17 protein-coding genes are annotated in these 16632 nt (G+C 45.6%); 7 read left to right on the top strand and 10 right to left on the bottom strand.

The features are described 5' to 3' along the window. Positions 1-42: 42 nt before the first annotated feature. Positions 43-762 carry a YceI family protein gene (locus tag Q9R46_RS12410; RefSeq protein WP_311280268.1) on the bottom strand — a complete coding sequence of 240 codons (720 nt, stop codon included), beginning with the start codon at positions 760-762 and terminating at the stop codon, positions 43-45. 192 nt (positions 763-954) lie between these two features. Here Q9R46_RS12410 and Q9R46_RS12415 point away from each other — a divergent pair, with 192 nt between their 5' ends. Continuing rightward, positions 955-1641: a response regulator transcription factor gene (locus Q9R46_RS12415; protein WP_090917028.1), complete on the top strand. Its 687-nt coding sequence runs from the start codon at positions 955-957 to the stop codon at positions 1639-1641. Next, on the top strand, positions 1626-3104 hold the full coding sequence (locus tag Q9R46_RS12420) for a HAMP domain-containing sensor histidine kinase (RefSeq protein ID WP_311280269.1): 1479 nt from the start codon (positions 1626-1628) through the stop codon (positions 3102-3104). The genes Q9R46_RS12415 and Q9R46_RS12420 overlap by 16 nt, the downstream gene beginning before the upstream one ends. A 69-nt stretch (positions 3105-3173) precedes the next feature. On the opposite strand, the gene Q9R46_RS12425 is transcribed toward Q9R46_RS12420, so the two are convergent. Beyond that, on the bottom strand, positions 3174-3986 hold the full coding sequence (locus Q9R46_RS12425) for an AAA family ATPase (RefSeq protein WP_311280270.1): 813 nt from the start codon (positions 3984-3986) through the stop codon (positions 3174-3176). A 354-nt stretch (positions 3987-4340) separates the two neighbouring features. On the opposite strand from Q9R46_RS12425, the gene Q9R46_RS12430 reads away from it, so the two are divergent. Continuing rightward, the gene (locus tag Q9R46_RS12430) at positions 4341-4493 is read left to right on the top strand and encodes a DUF1540 domain-containing protein (RefSeq protein WP_090917035.1); all 153 of its coding nucleotides are present in this window, start codon (positions 4341-4343) and stop codon (positions 4491-4493) included. A gap of 193 nt (positions 4494-4686) precedes the next feature. Further along, positions 4687-6144, top strand: coding sequence for a 4-hydroxyphenylacetate 3-hydroxylase family protein (locus Q9R46_RS12435; protein ID WP_311280271.1), 1458 nt, complete (start codon positions 4687-4689; stop codon positions 6142-6144). 62 nt (positions 6145-6206) lie between these two features. Here the strand turns inward: Q9R46_RS12435 and Q9R46_RS12440 are convergent, their stop codons facing one another. The 3 genes from Q9R46_RS12440 to Q9R46_RS12450 are packed head-to-tail and all read right to left on the bottom strand — an operon-like array spanning position 6207 to position 8083. Continuing rightward, the gene (locus tag Q9R46_RS12440; protein ID WP_145413221.1) at positions 6207-6773 is read right to left on the bottom strand and encodes a nitroreductase family protein; all 567 of its coding nucleotides are present in this window, start codon (positions 6771-6773) and stop codon (positions 6207-6209) included. A gap of 45 nt (positions 6774-6818) precedes the next feature. Further along, positions 6819-7682: a hypothetical protein gene (locus tag Q9R46_RS12445; RefSeq protein WP_260989821.1), complete on the bottom strand. Its 864-nt coding sequence runs from the start codon at positions 7680-7682 to the stop codon at positions 6819-6821. Continuing rightward, on the bottom strand, positions 7631-8083 hold the full coding sequence (locus Q9R46_RS12450) for a flavodoxin (protein ID WP_311280272.1): 453 nt from the start codon (positions 8081-8083) through the stop codon (positions 7631-7633). Before Q9R46_RS12450 ends, Q9R46_RS12445 begins: the two co-directional genes overlap by 52 nt. Before the next feature lie 256 nt (positions 8084-8339). Between Q9R46_RS12450 and Q9R46_RS12455 the strand changes: the two genes are divergently transcribed. The 3 genes from Q9R46_RS12455 (at position 8340) to Q9R46_RS12465 (ending at position 10457) form a co-directional block, all read left to right on the top strand. Then, on the top strand, positions 8340-9203 hold the full coding sequence (locus tag Q9R46_RS12455; RefSeq protein ID WP_311280273.1) for a class I SAM-dependent methyltransferase: 864 nt from the start codon (positions 8340-8342) through the stop codon (positions 9201-9203). Beyond that, a complete protein-coding gene (locus Q9R46_RS12460; protein WP_311280274.1) occupies positions 9203-9937 on the top strand; it encodes an RluA family pseudouridine synthase in 735 nt (244 codons plus the stop codon). The genes Q9R46_RS12455 and Q9R46_RS12460 overlap by 1 nt, the downstream gene beginning before the upstream one ends. A 163-nt stretch (positions 9938-10100) precedes the next feature. Then, entirely contained in the window at positions 10101-10457 is a 357-nt protein-coding gene (locus tag Q9R46_RS12465) for an MGMT family protein (protein ID WP_145413218.1), read from the top strand. A 140-nt stretch (positions 10458-10597) separates the two neighbouring features. Here the strand turns inward: Q9R46_RS12465 and Q9R46_RS12470 are convergent, their stop codons facing one another. The 5 genes from Q9R46_RS12470 to Q9R46_RS12490 form a co-directional block, all read right to left on the bottom strand. Further along, the gene (locus Q9R46_RS12470; protein WP_311280275.1) at positions 10598-12115 is read right to left on the bottom strand and encodes a DHA2 family efflux MFS transporter permease subunit; all 1518 of its coding nucleotides are present in this window, start codon (positions 12113-12115) and stop codon (positions 10598-10600) included. Beyond that, positions 12112-12558 (bottom strand): MarR family winged helix-turn-helix transcriptional regulator, encoded by a 447-nt coding sequence (locus tag Q9R46_RS12475; RefSeq protein ID WP_154957540.1) that lies wholly within the window; start codon positions 12556-12558, stop codon positions 12112-12114. Before Q9R46_RS12475 ends, Q9R46_RS12470 begins: the two co-directional genes overlap by 4 nt. A gap of 367 nt (positions 12559-12925) precedes the next feature. Continuing rightward, complete coding sequence (locus tag Q9R46_RS12480) at positions 12926-15475, bottom strand: FAD-dependent oxidoreductase (RefSeq protein WP_311280276.1); 2550 nt, start codon at positions 15473-15475, stop codon at positions 12926-12928. After that, positions 15468-15785, bottom strand: coding sequence for an ArsR/SmtB family transcription factor (locus Q9R46_RS12485; protein WP_145331673.1), 318 nt, complete (start codon positions 15783-15785; stop codon positions 15468-15470). The genes Q9R46_RS12480 and Q9R46_RS12485 overlap by 8 nt, the downstream gene beginning before the upstream one ends. Before the next feature lie 286 nt (positions 15786-16071). After that, a complete protein-coding gene (locus Q9R46_RS12490; protein ID WP_311280277.1) occupies positions 16072-16518 on the bottom strand; it encodes a MarR family winged helix-turn-helix transcriptional regulator in 447 nt (148 codons plus the stop codon). Between the last annotated feature and the right edge of the window lie 114 nt (positions 16519-16632).

Below are 16632 nucleotides of genomic sequence, written 5' to 3' on the forward strand. Positions count from 1 at the left end.
CGTTTATTAGTATAGTTCAATAGAATATTTCAGATCCTTCTATTATTTCGCCAGCTTCAATTCAAGACGAACCTGGATATCATTTTCAGTAGAAAGCACAACCGAGTGTGGATTTTTCATGCCAAAATCTTCGAATGTAACCATCGTTGTTCCGGACAGCAGCACTTCATTGTTTTGATAAGCCGCTTTGGCGTCAAACGTGACTTCCTTTTCGATACCTTTAACGGTCAGAGTACCTTTCATTTTCAAATCAGCTGTCTGTCCTTCTGTCCATTCGGGAGGCATACCTTCAAATGAAGTGGCTTTGAATGTTGCTTGCGGATGTTTAGCCATATCAAAGAAGTCTGCGCTCTTCACATGTTCGTCCCGCTGCCCATTACCGGAATCAATGCCGCTCATCTCGATTGTTCCTTCAGCCTGCGATTTAGCGGGGTCATTCACATTAATCGTCCATTTTCCGCTAACCTGCTCGTCCACAAAATTCACGGTTTCCTGCGAAGTGGTTACTGAGAAGTATACTTTCGATCCCTGGCTGATATTCCAGTCCCCGTTCAACTGGTCTGCTCCAACCTTTTTATTTTCCACTGCTGTGCCCGTGCCGCTATCTGTAGCTGTACCAGATGCAGCCGCGTTTACCGGAAGTACCTGTTCAATCTCAACATTGTTTCCTAAGTAACTATTTGCAAAGTAATAACCGCCCCCACCAATGATGGCTACTGCTGCTACTCCTGTAATGATCCACGTTTTAGCCTTTTTACTCATCTTTATTATTCCTCCAGTACAGTATGGTTTCGTTACCTCTTGATATGGATAGTAACAGCCCAATGTGTCAGGAAGAAGTCAAGATGAAATTCTTTTTCATTTTTTTTCAAAAAGTGAAAACAGGATTGGCTTTATGACCCGCCTCATGTAAAATCAGTACACAAGCTTGTCTGTGAAAGGAGAACACCCTGTTTGAAATCTGTACTCATCGTAGAGGATGAGCAAGCAATCGCACGAGTTCTAGCTGCTTATCTGAGAAAAGCTGAATTTGAAGTTCATCATGCAGCGGATGGCAAGACTGCTTTAACCCTGTTTGATTCCGAAAATCCTTCTATCGTTTTACTAGACGTTATGCTGCCAGGAATGGATGGATGGGACCTATTACGAATTATTCGGGAAAAGAGTGCTTGTCCCGTCATTATGTTAACTGCACTGGACGATATTACAGATCGGCTTAACGGTCTGAATGCCGGTGCTGACGATTATATGAGCAAACCGTTTGTACCTGAAGAAGTGGTTGCACGCGTGAATGCAGTACTGCGACGGAACCCCCACTGGACTTCCGGAGGGCAGGACAAGCGTTCTTTTGGCAATCTGGTCATTGACCTTGCGGCTAAGCAAGTGCTACTGAACGGTGCGGAGGTCGCGCTTACACCACGTGACCTGTCTCTTCTTATTTTTCTGTCGGAGTATCCCAACCGCACATTCACTAGAGATCATCTGATTGAACAAGTCTGGGGACTCGATTATGAAGGCAGTGATCGTGCTGTAGATCTATCGATCAAACGACTGCGTCAGGCACTCTCTCACTGGACAACAGACACAGGAGAAATCCGGACGTTGCGAGGAATGGGGTATCAATTTTGGATCGCCAATTAACATCCACCAAACCGAAACGAACGACATCTATTTTGTCACATTGGACACTACGTTACTTTCTGATTTTATGTATCGGCTTCTCCGTAATTGCAGCGGGTGCGCTGTACTGGATACGAACAACATCGATTGAGAAAAGTTTGAAAACGGCTGAGCTACTCGGTTGGGAGATTGCTGATCGAGTAACCGTGAAGGGCAGTCAGCTTTGGGTTCCACCTGACCTGAATACAATCGTAAGCAGCCGGGAGAAGCTGTTTAATACCGATCATTATTTCTGTGTCATGGTACTGGACAATAATAACAAGCTAATTTTCTCCCAGCCTAAAATGAAGCAGGAAGATGTCCATTATCGGCTCTCTGACGACTATCTTAAACCACGCAACAATAAATACGCTGGAGTAACGGTCGATATTACAGACGGGAATCAGACTCTAGGTAAAGTTTGGGTCATGCAGTCCAAACAATCCATCACGTTCAGTCCTGAAACGATCTGGCTCGTCGCATTGATTTTTGGAGGCCTTATTCTCTGTGGCTGGTTCACGATCTATCTTCTGTCGAGCAAACTATCGAGACCAATTCGACAGGTGGCTTATGCGGCAGAGCAAATCCGAGCCGGGAATTATGATGTAAACCTTGATATTAAAACACGTGAACGGGAAATGAACGAACTTGTAGGTTCTTTTGGGGATATGGCAACCCGTCTGCGTCAACTCGAAGAATGGCGTGCACTTTCTCTTGCAGGCGTGAGTCATGAGCTCAAAACGCCTGTCACCTCGATCAAAGGATTGGTGATGGCTGTTCGCGACGATATCGTCAGTCCCCAGGAAGGCAAAGAATTTCTGGATATTGCTCTGAAAGAATCAGAACGCATGGAACGAATGATTGCGGATCTGCTGGATTATAATGCCATGACCGCTGGAAGTGTTGCTGTTCGGAAGGAACGTACCGACCTGAAGTTGCTTGTAGGCGAGATCATTTACCAATGGAAAATTGCCTACGAAGAACATATGCCAGAAGTTCAGCTTCATGCGCCGTCAGACGCACTATACGTTATGGGTGATGCCCTCCGGATCCAGCAGATTATTGTAAATTTGCTTAACAATGGACTGCATGCCATAATACCTGGCCAACAAGCCCTCTTCCATATACATTTACGCGTAGAGGAAGACATGTTACATGTCGATGTGCAGGACAACGGCACGGGAATTACCATAGAGGATCAGCGTAACATATTCGAACGATTCTATCGGGGAGAGTTGAAAAAACGCCGTAATCGTGGCTTGGGTCTCGGTTTAACATACAGCCGCCTTCTTGCACAGGAGCAAGGTGGTACGTTAGCCCTCGTTTCCAGCAGTCCAGATGGAAGTATGTTTAGGTTAAGCTTGCCACGCTGGGTTGCTCAACAGGAAACGTCTATGCCAGAGAAAACCTATCGTTCACCTGTCAAAGCGAAATCAGCATTGTAATAAAGGCCCGGTATTCCTTACAAAAAGGAAGCCGGGCTTTCGTTATTCGCCCAGGTAAGGACTTCACCTCTATCCTTGTAGTACTCGGGGCCTGTATTCCTCGTACGCATCAGAGATCAACTGTCTGTGCAGAGCACTGCTTCCAATAATAGCTTTCCGCTTTGCTTTCAACACAATCTGCTCCACATCCGCATAGCTGCATCCAGCCAGCCGTTCACAGATATACTCCTCCAGCCTGTGCTCCTGTTCAAACGTTCCAACCAGTTTGCTAATGTACAGTCTGCGGCTATCTTCATCTGGCATCGCGTACGTCATCTTGGTATCAAATCGGCGCCAGATCGCATGATCAAGCTGTGTCTCCAGATTCGTGGCAGCCACCAGGATGCTGTCTCCCTCGAATTCATCCAAACATTGCAAAAGTGTATTCACCACCCTTGCCATTTCTTTTACCTCGTCGTTACTTTCCCGTGTCCGGCCAATCGCATCAAATTCATCAAGAAACAATACGCAAGGATTAAGGCGAGCATATTCAAACAACTTGCGTACATTACTTCCCGTTTCTCCCAAGTGGCTGTGAATAAGGGCATCCAGCCTGACCAGTACAAGAGGCAATTCCAATCTCTGAGCCAGATAAGACGCGGTTAACGTTTTCCCTGTGCCGGGAGGGCCAAACATGACCATTTTATTAGGGATGGAAACATCATGTTCCCTGAACTTTTCCTTCATGCCCAGAATCGTAATGAACTCTTCGACAATGCGTTCATTTTCCGCCGAAAAGACAATATGTTGTGCTTTTCGTTTGCATTCCTTCGGCGTGTAGAATGCCGCCATATCGATTCCTTTTGCACGCGGGATTCGGTTTGCGTGATTCATTTTACTCATGTGTATGTGTGCTCCTTCAAGAAAGATATATATCTGTAACCGTGTTTTTCATACCGGATTCTCAGCTATCAATTATTTGTTTAATCGTAATTTTTACTATTAAATAATAACATACAGAACCCTCTTTGCAAAGATCAAACTCCTGATCAGCATCAGTATGTCTCCTTAGCCGCCAATTAGTTGCATGAGAAAGCAAAATTTGCTATTCTGAGAGTGCATCGTTGTGTATAACACAAAAAAGCCCTCCAAATTCATGAGAGCGTGAAAATTGTTCCAGATTCTCAAGCGGCAACTTGCGAATCCGGATCTTTATACCAACGAATGTAAATCCAACTAAAAGTGAGGTTAACAATCATGGCAAAAGACGTATTGTGTGAAGTAAACTCCTGTCGTCACTGGGCTCAAGAAAACAAATGTAATGCTTCTTCCATCTACATCGTGAGCCACGCTTCCAAAGAAGCAAGCGAGTCTGCTGAAACAGACTGCAAAACGTTTGAAGTTAAATAATAGAATCTGTTTCATTCGAAGGAGCCCACTCGGGTTCCTTTTTCTTTGTTTATTGTAGCAAGAATGATAATTATTATCAAGCCCTCGATGCAAATTTTTCACCCGATGGTCCGTAGCACATTAGACAACAACTTTACGTAGTATAGGATAGAAATAAATGTTCTCATGAACCATGACCAAGAGGTGAAGAACTATGCCCGCTAAAACCGGCATGCAGTATTGTGAACGAATTAACGCCCAGACCGTACCCTGCTGGTATAAAGGAGAACTGCTTACTGCTAAACGCTCCGAGCACATCGCCTTCTCCGGTTTGATGAAAACTCAAATGAATATGTACGACCTGCAGTATGACCCACTGCTTACAGAACTTATGACCTATCCTTCTCCTACCGATGGGAAGCCTGTAGGGATGTCCTTTCTGCCTCCAACCAGCGTCAACGATCTCCGTAAACGCCGTGAAGCGATGACGATATGGGCTCAGGCTCATCACGGTTTTCTGGGACGCTCACCCGATTACATGAACACGGCGATGATGGCTTTTTTTACCGCTGCCGACTTGTTGAACGATCTCTCCCCGCAATATGCTGAAAATCTGAGGAATTACTACGCCTATTGCCGTGATCATGACATCACACTATCCCATGCCTTTATTCAGCCACATGCTAGTAAAATTTCAGGACAGATGGATGCTACTGAAGATGCCATTGCTGCCAAGGTTGTCGATCGGACTGATGAAGGACTCATTATAAACGGTGCATTTATGATGGCCACACAAGCCGCGACTTCAGATGAAATTTTTGTCTATCCATCCCCTTCTCCTGCACCTTTTGATGATGAAAATCCATTTGCTTTTTCGTTTGCTGTTCCTAATGATCTGCCTGGCATCACTCTGATCTGCCGAGATACGTATGCAGCTGAATCCAACTACAATTACCCCTTAAGCTCCAGATATGAGGAGATGGACAATATCGTCATCTTTGACCACGTGCTTGTGCCGCATAACCGTATTTTTTTTGCAGGTCATGAGCAGATGTCTTCGACTCTTTTCAGCGGCAGTAACTTCCATATCCATGCGGGGCATCAGGTGTTATGTCGTTATATTGCCAAAACCGAATTTATGCTCGGCACCATTCAGCTGTTAACCGATACGCTGGATCTGTCGAACGAGGCGCATGTTATAGAAAAAACCGCACGTGTTCTCGCAGGCCTTGAATCCTTAAAAGCACTTGCTCTAGCTGCTGAGGCAGGCGCAATGCCGGACGGACGAGGGTATATCCTGCCAGCTCCTAAACCGCTTATGGCTGCCAATCTTCTCTATCCGAAACTGTATCCTGAAATGATCGAGATATTGCAGCTACTCAGTTCCAGCGGCATGATCATGGTTCCACAGGAAGAGGATTTCCAGTCCGGGCCGGCTGACGCTTTAAACGTCTATCTCAAAGGCTCCGACATGGAATCCAAAGAACGAAACGCACTGTTCCGCCTGATCTGGGAACTTGGTGCAGGCTCATTTGGAGGCAGACAGACTCAGTTTGAACGATTTTTCTTTGGTAACACCATTACCGTTTCAAATCGCTTATATAAAGCCAGTTCTCAAGATCATTCTCAACAAGAACGTGTTCGTCATTTCCTCGGAAACCTTGCACGGTAACATTCACTGAATCAAATATCCGTAAGCGCACCCGGCAACGCAGCTGTCAGGCTCGTTGCCCTTCACACCAAATGGTCATATACCGTCATGAGTTCAGAAGCTGGTCTACCTGTTGCCACACTGGGTAATCCACACTGCTCACCGTAACCGATGTGAAATACGCCGAGCACTCTTTCGCTCGATGTAAGTCCCATCAAGTTCATGAATACGGGATGTTGCTGATAATCATTCATCTTCCAGACCGCGTGTACCCCCTGTTCAGCAGCCAGAATAGAGAATCGCTTGCTCCATGCCTTCGCAGGCAAAACATGATCCTCTGGGGAATTGCCGGGGGCAACCACCACCAAATGAGCCGGGATCGCTTCCGTGTATTGATACGCAGCCCAGCTCCCGTGAGAATCCGCAAGATGAGGCGGATAACTCTGCCTTACAGCTTCCATATAGAGCTGTCGCCCTTCACCCGAAAATAGCATAAAACGCCAAGGTGCCGGACTCATAACATATAAAGATGGATCAGCTTCATCCAGCAGCTTTCTTATGACAGCTTGAGGTACGGGCATGGAGCTGAACTCACATGTTCCTGCTCTTCTTTTTCCGTTACCGATATCTTGCCTGAATAACGTTGTCACCTGTATTCCCTCCTCCGAGATAAGTGCTATCAAGAGCTTCGAGTGTCACATCAACCATGTTTTTTGTGGCTTCGTCCCTTCCGTTCTCCAACGGTCTACTTCTTCATGCACACGGATCTTATCTCTTGCGGTAAAGCGCTCTGATTCTTGCTCCTCGGCAACGGGAATGCTGTCCCGAACAAGACGGATGTAATCCATCGAACGCTGTAATGATTGGCGGCCTGGTATATACCTGATCTTCCGCCCTTCCAGCAGGCAGTAAATTTCAATCATGCCCGGCAACTTGCCAAATGCTTCCCAGCAAAACACGCTGACCATATGCTGAAAGGCTTCCACGACGTTGGCATCATGAACTACCATATATTTCTGAACAAGCAGTTTATCCCAGCCTTCTGGTTGCCAAGCCGCCTGAAAGATGACGGACAAAGACATCTGTAAAGAAGGCACTTCGGTTTTCCATTGTTCATACAAGATCGCAGGCCGCTTCAAATCATCATTCGCTGCAATGGCCAGTGACAGTTCATCGATCATTTTCTGCTTTACATCCCAATAATGAAGAACGGAATCAAAACCGTCCGTTTTTCTAGGCCACCATTTTTCGAGTACATATTGAATCGGGATTTCTTTGCGTACGTCGGGGTCCACACTGTAAAAATGATTAATGGCATGGCTCACCGCATATTGTACACGATGTCTCCATTGTAGCGCTGGACGTTGCTCAGCCGATGGTTCAGGGCGGATAAACCGATGCGGGCTACGCAACATCTCTTCCAGCTTATAGTCCTCAAGCAAACGTTCAGGGAGCCCGTCGCTCCCCTGAGCCTTTGCTGTATAGGCATCACGCTGTAACATTTCGATCAGGATATCTCCGCACCAGCAGTAACAAAACGTCTGCCGAAATCCCGGCATGATTCTTTTTCCTGCTCCAGCGGACTGTATTCAATTTTCAACATCTCTGGTGATACTTCCGCCCCGCGTTCCTTCAGCTTCTCCGCTGTTAGATCGACTGCTCCGCAAAATTGTTCATAGGACGTATCTCCGCTTCCGAAGACAGCCGCTCTCTTTCCGTGCAAATCAAGCTCATCCAGTTCTTCATAGAAGTCCAGAAATTCATCCGGCAGTTCACCATCTCCCCATGTGTACACACCAATCATAAAGCCCTCATAATTCAAAACTTCTGAGGCATTAAAGTCGGTTACAGATTTCAAGTCAACTTCATGACCACTTGCTGTAATGCCTTCCACAATAAGTTCGGCAATCTCTTCCGTGTTCCCTGTCATACTGGCATAAGCCACTAACCATTTAGCCATCTATTGTCCCTCACTTTGGTTTCTTATTATGGATTTAATTCCCTTGAAATACGTTCCGAATAGATTGCAAATTGCAATAACAAAATCATAAGTGATAATGATTATCATTGTCAAATTAATTTTATTCAGATTTTTGTTTTATGATGTGTCGAAATTCATCTGTACATTGCCCAAATCCCTTGAGGCTAACTGGCGTACAGCCCCTTTTTTGTTGTACAATAGTATCCAAATGAATTTTAAGGATGGATAAACCACTATGTACGTAGCTAAGAACTGGAAAGACTATGAATTAATCGACACGGGAGGCGGCGAGAAGCTGGAGCGCTGGGGAGATGTCATCTTGCGCAGACCTGATCCACAGATCATCTGGCCGCTTGAACAAGAAACCCACGAATGGCGCCAAGCTCACGGTCACTATCATCGCAGCTCTTCTGGAGGGGGAAGCTGGGATATGAAAAAGCCCATTCCTGAACGCTGGACGATCGGATATGAAAACCTGAAATTCCATATTAAACCGACAAGCTTCAAACACACCGGATTGTTCCCCGAACAAGCTGCCAACTGGAGCTGGATGATGGATAAAATTTCGAATGCAGGACGCCCCATCTCTGTCTTGAACCTATTCGCCTACACTGGCGGAGCAACCGTAGCAGCGGCATACGCTGGCGCTTCTGTTGTACACTGTGATGCAGCGAAAGGTATGGTTCAATGGGCGAAAGAAAATGTGCAATTGTCTGGACTTGCTGATCGCCCTGTTCGTTTCATCACCGATGATGTGTTCAAATTTGTACAGCGCGAGCAGCGCCGTGGTAACAAATACGATGCGATTATTATGGACCCGCCTTCTTATGGACGTGGCCCGAACGGTGAAACATGGAAACTGGAGGAAAACCTCTATCCTTTCCTGAAATCCTGCATGACGATTCTTTCGGATAATCCGTTGTTTATGCTTGTAAACTCTTATACCACAGGTATCTCTTCAACGGTATTACGAAACATGCTGACGATGACGATGTCTGCCAAGTATGGTGGAGAGATTACTGCCGGAGAAATCGGATTACCGATTACACGCAGCGGTCTGGATCTGCCTTGCGGTATTTTGGGCCGCTGGGAGTCCTGATGATGTCTCATGATGTACAAAAAACTGGAGATATCGAGATTCTGTATGAGGATAATCATTTGTTAGGCATTACGAAGCCGGTGAATGTCCCTACGCAGGAAGATGCTTCCGGTGATCCGGATCTGCTCACTTTACTCAAACAGGATCTGAAAGAACGTTATAATAAACCTGGTAATGTATATCTGGGGCTGGTGCATCGTCTGGATCGCCCGGTTGGAGGTGCCATGATCTTTGCCAAAACTTCCAAAGCCGCTTCCCGATTGTCTGAGACTGTGCGTGGACGTCACTTCCGTAAAATCTATGCAGCTGTTGTTCATGGCAAGTTGCCAGCACGTCAGGGCACATTGAAGCACACCCTGTTAAAAGACAGCAAAACAAACACCGTAACCGTTGTACCCAAAGGTACACCTGGTGGTAAAGATGCCGTTCTTGACTACGAGGTCATCGGAGAAACCGATCGTTACAGCCTCGTGCATATCGAGCTTCATACAGGTCGATCTCATCAGATACGTGTGCAGATGAAAGAAGCCGGCTGTCCACTATTCGGAGATCAGAAATATGGTGCCAAAATAAACAAACCGGGACAACAGATCGCGTTATGGTCTGTCATTGCCGCTCTGCCCCATCCTGTGACCAAAGAGGAAGTTGTGCTACAATCCCTGCCTGCACGAGAGTTTCCTTGGGCTGAATGGCCTTTGGATATATACGAAAAAGCTTTCACCTTGAAGATATAAACTGCATATAAGCAGATTGGATGAACTAGAAGCAGTAGCTGTCTGCACCTGTAACGTGTCGTTCGGATGCTACATCCGGGCGGCACTTTTTTTAATCGAAAAATTATGTAACAACTCTCTCTGTGTTCATTATTTTAAACTTCAAAGACAGGAGCCGATATTCATGACCCCGTTCACAAGGCAGGTTGTCGCCATTATTGCTGCGATCCCTGAAGGAAAGGTAATGACGTATGGACAGATTGCAGCCTGCGCTGGAAGCCCAAGGGCGGCAAGACAGGTCGTTCGTATTCTGCACTCCATGAGCCGGAAGGAACGCTTACCCTGGCACCGGGTCGTCAATGCGAAAGGACAAATTGCCATACCTGATGAAGAATCACGCATGATGCAGGAAACCGAGCTCGTCAGTGAAGGTGTGGAATTCCAGCTTGGTGGGAGCATCGATCTCCAACGTTTCGGTCATGAACCCGATCCAGACTGGTTACTGCATGATGTGACTTCTATCAAAAATGAAAATAAGTGACAGCACATTTTTTCGTTTGCTTAGTGATATGTCGTTTTCAAAACAAAAAAGAGAACTCTCGTTGCCGTAGAAGATATATCCTACTGGCAGCCTGAGAGTTCTCTTTCTCTTATTTATCGTTAGAGATTTCAAGTCTAATGTTACGCTGTTGCCACTTTTTTAGCCTTTTCTTTCTCTGCGTTTACCTGCTCGGTAGCCGGCTTCGTTTTCTGAATGAAGAAAGCCATAATCAGTGCTGCAATTGTCATAAAGGTGGCCACCGTAAAGGCATAGTTGACACCATAGATCGTTGCATCTGCTGTAGCAGCCAGCACCGCTGTTTTGTTGTTCGGGTCAATTGTACCTGTAGCCATCGTTTCCGCCAGATGCGACTTGAGCTTGCTACTCATGATCGTTACAAGAATCGCTGTACCGATCGCACCTGCCACTGTACGCAATGTGTTCGACATCGCTGTACCATGTGCATTCAGACGTTGAGGCAATTGATTCAGACCAGCCGTCTGAATCGGCATCATCAGCATCGACATACCAAACATACGAGCAGTGTAGATAAACATCATGTATCCATACGTCGTGTCAATGGCCAAACGGCTCAGTCCCCATGTGGTAACCGCTGTAATAGCCAGCCCCGTAACGGAGAGCCAACGTGCACCCACTTTATCGAAGATGCGACCTGTAATCGGAGACATAATACCCATTAGGATGGCACCTGGCATCATGAGCAAGCCGGATTCAATTGGTGAGAATCCACGGATATTTTGCAAAAAGATTGGGAGCAAGATCATGCCTGCAAACATCGCCATCGTAACAAGCATATTAATAATGGTTGTTAAGGTATACATGTTGTATTTGAAAATACGGAACTCCAAAAGCGGATGATCGGTCGTCAACTGACGAATAACAAACAGAATCAGGGAAATGGCACCAACGACAAGGCAGCTGATGACAACAGCACTTCCCCATCCGTCTGTACCCGCATCACTGAAACCATACAGCAAGCTACCGAATCCGAGTGTGGATAGGATTACGCCAACGGAGTCCAGTTTCGGCTTGGACTGACGTGTTACGTTTTTAACAAACGCAATACCAATCGCTGTTGCGATGACGGAGAATGGCAGAATGATGTAGAACAACAATCTCCAGGAATAGTGCTCAACGATATAACCGGACAATGTAGGACCAATTGCTGGTGCGAGAATCATGGCAATCCCCATCGTTCCCATCGCCTGTCCACGCTTCTCAATCGGGAAAATCGTCAGAAATACAACGGTCATCAGCGGCATCAGGATACCGGCACCCGCGGCTTGAATAACACGGCCGACCATAAGAATCGAGAAGTTCGGACTTAGTCCGCAGACTAGCGTACCGATCGTAAATAAAGTCATAGCTGTTATGAAAATTTGCCGTGTTGAAAATTTGGCAATCAGGTATGCCGTAACCGGGATTAACACCCCGTTGACAAGCATGTAGCCCGTAGTAAGCCACTGGGCTTTGTTCGGCCCGATGCCGAGATCCTCCATAATTTTGGGAAGAGCCACGTTCATCAGGGTCTGGTTCAAAAATGCCACAAAGGCACCAATTAACAAGGCCGCTACAATGGGGCCTTTCTTGATGTTGTCCATCGCAGAAGATGGAGCTGTAGCAGTGGTTGCGCTCATAAGTTGTTCATCTCTCTTCCTTGTAACTTTTCAATCATCAGACTATGAATGCGAAGCAGGTGTTCTAGATCTTCCTTCGAGATTTCCAGTATAGGTGACACACGCTCCATCCAGAGTTGTTGTGTCTCCTGTTGAGCCTTTTCCCCTTTGGCTGTGATCTGCAGCACCACAGAGCGACGGTCTGCATCAGAACGTGTCCGTATGATGTACTCGCCCTTCACTAGACGTTCTACAACAGCGCTCATTGAACTACTACCCATATGGCACAGATCAGCAATCTCGTTAATGCCAAGAGCAGGCCGCTCCTTGAGGATGGATAACACCATAAACTGAATCGAAGTTAACTCTATGTCCTTGTTTTCATTCCAGAATGCCCGGAAAAGCATCTGATTCACTTGTCGAAATGAATTGATAATGTAAAATACTTCGTACGTATCCGTCATTGTTTCACCCTTTTACTTATGGAATATAATATTTCGTGTACGAAATATCAGGGGAACAATTACTTATTATAACAAAAATATTTACATAGTCAACTCTTTACATATGATTTCAAGAAAATAATATTGAGACATATTATATTTGATATATACATTATATAAGCAAGCCCAATAGCAGCTAATCAGTTTGGTTGTAGCTTTTCCCTGAACGATGAGATTATGCACCATGGTCTGGCCTTTGACGTTTGTAGTTCTTGTCATCACAGAAGCAAAAAACCTCGATCCCACCTAAGGTGAAATCGGGGTTTGGTTGATAAATTTACGAAGTTTGAAATAAGATCCGTTTTAACTTTTGATTAATATACACATTCTAGATAAACAAATTATGATTCGCCTGATCCGCTTGTCCGAGATAATAACCCACGCCGCCAATAACAGCCTGATCGATCAATTCCTCACGTTGTATCCCCATCAGATCCATCGACATCTGACAAGCTACGATTTCAACCCCTTGAGCGATAGCCGATTGCATGAGTTGTTCCAGCGAAGCGACGTTATTTTTTTTCATTAAACCTCGAATCATTTTCGGTCCTGCACCAAACATATTCATCTTGGACAGTCCCAGCTTCAGACTATTGCTCGGCAACATCATATCAAACATACGGGCCATGCCTGTTTTGACAGGTGTCTGCTGCATCTCTTGTTTTCGAATAATGTTCAATCCCCAGAAGGTGAAAAACATTGTAACTTTCCGCCCGCTGGCCGCTGCTCCATTGGCAATAATGAAGGAAGCGATGGCCTTATCTAGCTCACCGCTGAATACGACCATTGTACTCGCTTTTTCAAGTTGCATTGAACTATTTGTGGCAGGTGAAGCATTTTTGGTCAAAACGGCCTCAATCACCCCGCCCTTATCCCGTTCCAACTTGAGAACGTCAGACCCCGACATCGTTGCCCAAGCCTTCACATCCTCATAAAATCCCGGATCGGAAGCTTTGACCCGCAGGGTCTGTCCGTCTGCCAACTGATCCATTTTTTGTTTAACCTCGATTAGCGGGCCCGGGCAACTCAAACCACATACGTTCAGTTCATTATCAATGTGAAGCTCCTGTGATGAATCTGCTTGTGCTCCTTTGCTTACATTGCCACTGCCAGTCATCTGACTCCTTCCCTGTTCTTCTTGTTCTTGTAGTATGACATTACCACCAGTGCTGTTACTTTCATTCCTATAGTTATCACCATGGCTACTCCCACTTATCACGGTAGCAGGTTTGAATTGTGCCTGACGATAGGTTTTGTAGCCCCCGCTCAAATTTTTCACTTGATAGCCGTGCTGACGAAGAATTTGTGAAGCGGTATAACCACGAAGTCCAACCTGACAATACACCCAAATTTCTTTAGATACGTCCAGCTCATCGAGCCGCTGACGTAGCTCATCAACCGGAATCGACTTCGAACCTGGAATATGCCCGTTGCGGTGCTCCAGTTCACTTCTAACATCCAACAATACAGAATTAGCAGGATTACGTTCTGCCAACTGAACATAGGTGTAAGACTCTACACGTTCGTCCATGATATTTTCAGCCGCATAACCTAACATATTCACCGGGTCTTTCGCGGATGAGTATGGAGGTGCATAGCTCAGTTCAAGTTCAGTCAGATCTCGTACATTTCCACCGAAGTGAATCGCCACTGCAATATCATCAATTCGTTTGTCCACACCTTCGTAACCAACAGCTTGTGCACCTAGAATTTTCCCATCCGGAGCAAAGAGCAATTTCAACGCAATTGCGCTAGATCCCGGATAATAGGAAGCATGGGATGCGGGATGTACGATAACAGTGCGGTAGTCTTTCTGCATTCGTTGGAGTGTCTTCTCATTGCTGCCAGTAGTTGCCCCTGTCAAACCAAACACTTTGATAATCGATGTACCCTGAGTCCCTTTATAGGTGGTCGGAAGACCCGCAATCTGATCAGCTACGATACGTCCCTGTTTGTTGGCAGGACCCGCAAGCGGAATTGCTGTCTGCGTGCCGTGAATGTAATCCTTTACTTCGATGGCATCCCCTACGGCATAAATATGCGGAATACTGCTCTCCATCTTGTCATTAACGATGATGTGTCCCCGCGATCCGAGAGCGATGCCACTATCTTTCAAAAATGAGGTGTCAGGCATAACACCAATGGCCAAGATAACCATATCTGCAGATAATATCGTGCCATCGGGCAATTCAACACCAACACCTTGATCCAACGTACGGAAGCCTTGAACCCGCTGTGAAAATAAAAGCTTTACTCCATTCTGCTCCATCTCTTGAGCTAGCGTAGCTGCGAGTTCTGGATCAAACGGGGTTAACAGCTGATCATTCCCCTCAATCAAAGTTACATCCAGCCCAGCTTCCTTTAAATTTTCAGCCATCTCTACACCGATAAATCCACCACCAATGACAATTGAACTCCTGTTGTTATCAGAACTTATCCGTTCTTTGATTCGATCAATATCCGGAATGTTCCGCACGGTATATATTAATGGGTTCTCTTTCCCTGGCAGATCAGGCACCAAAGGGCGTGCACCAGGAGACAAAATCAATTCATCATAGTTTTCCTCGTATAAACCACGCTCGGCACTGCGTACCTGCACGGTTCGTCTATTTGGATCAACAGCGATAACTTCGCTTTGTGTACGAACATCGATATTAAAACGGTCCTCCATACCTTTCGGAGTCTGTACGAGCAGTCGCGCCCGTTCTTCAATCGTACCTCCAATGTAATAAGGCAAGCCGCAGTTGGCAAATGAGATATATGGGCCTTTTTCAAACATAATAATCTTGGCATGTTCGTCCAGACGACGGAGGCGTGCAGCAGCAGATGCACCCCCTGCGACACCTCCTACGATTAACACTTTTTTACGTTTATTCATCTTCGCAATCATCCTTTTCAAATAAAATCATGACCAACTGCTCCACACGAGAATCAGCCAGAACGTAATTGACTTCCAGACCATTTCGCTCCGTAGCAACAATTCCTGCACTGCGAAGCTTCTGCAGATGCTGTGATACCGTCGACTGCGGGAGATCCAGACATTCCTGCATATATGAAACATTACATTTTTTTTTGCGCATCAAACCACGAACGATACATAAACGTACGGGATGAGACAGCGCTTTAAGAAACTCTGCTGGCTCGTCAAACTGTTTTAATTGATTCCGATCAAACGCAGGCAACTCCAAAATAACTCCCCCTAAAACGTTATATTGTAATATTACGATATATTGATGCGGTTGTCAATGTGTGTTCTTTTTAAACCATACGCAATACCGAATGGAGTTTCAGTCCTATTGGCTCTACATAAGAAAACTGCCCTGTCAAATAACAAGACAAAATAACAAGACAAAAGCATACTTCTGCCCCTAATGACCAGAAGTATGCTTATTTATGATTATTGAATCTTTCGTTTTGTTTTTCAACATCATCAGATTATTTACTACACTCAATTCACGATCAGAGTTTGCTCGTTTAACCTGAACTTGTTAAGGCCGGCTCTTGCACGTTCGTTTTGGGTGCAGTCATTTTCCCAAGCAGATATACAAGCAATTGTTGATTGTGCATCGAGATGTTGCTCAGTACGGAATTCATAAATTCATTGCGGATCGTAATACCGCGCTTGGTTTCCATTCTGCCCTTATCGGATAATGAAACCCATACAATCCGTCTGTCCTGATCATCACGAACTCTGCATATGAGGCCGTTTTTCTCCATACGATCCAATAACATCGTTACGGCAGCAGGTGTTGTCGCAAGATATGGAATCAGATCAGACGGTTTCATCTTTTCATGATCTTCGAGCACCTCCAGCACGGCAAGCTGTGCCTCTGTTAACGAAGGGGCTAATTCCTGATCCATATGCAATTTATAATCTTTGGTTAATCTGGACCAGCATTTAGCAAAATCGGAATTATACATCGAACATCACTCCTCCTGCAACGGATAATCATTTCATTTGCTTAAGTTTTCGCGCTTCAAAGCCGCATTCCTGCTGCATTTTTTCAATTTCCCAGCGATCGACTGTAATCGACG

Origin of the sequence: Paenibacillus sp. RRE4 (genome assembly GCF_031844205.1) — a bacterium.
In the GTDB taxonomy this organism is placed as follows: Bacteria; Bacillota; Bacilli; order Paenibacillales; family Paenibacillaceae; genus Paenibacillus; species Paenibacillus xylanexedens_B.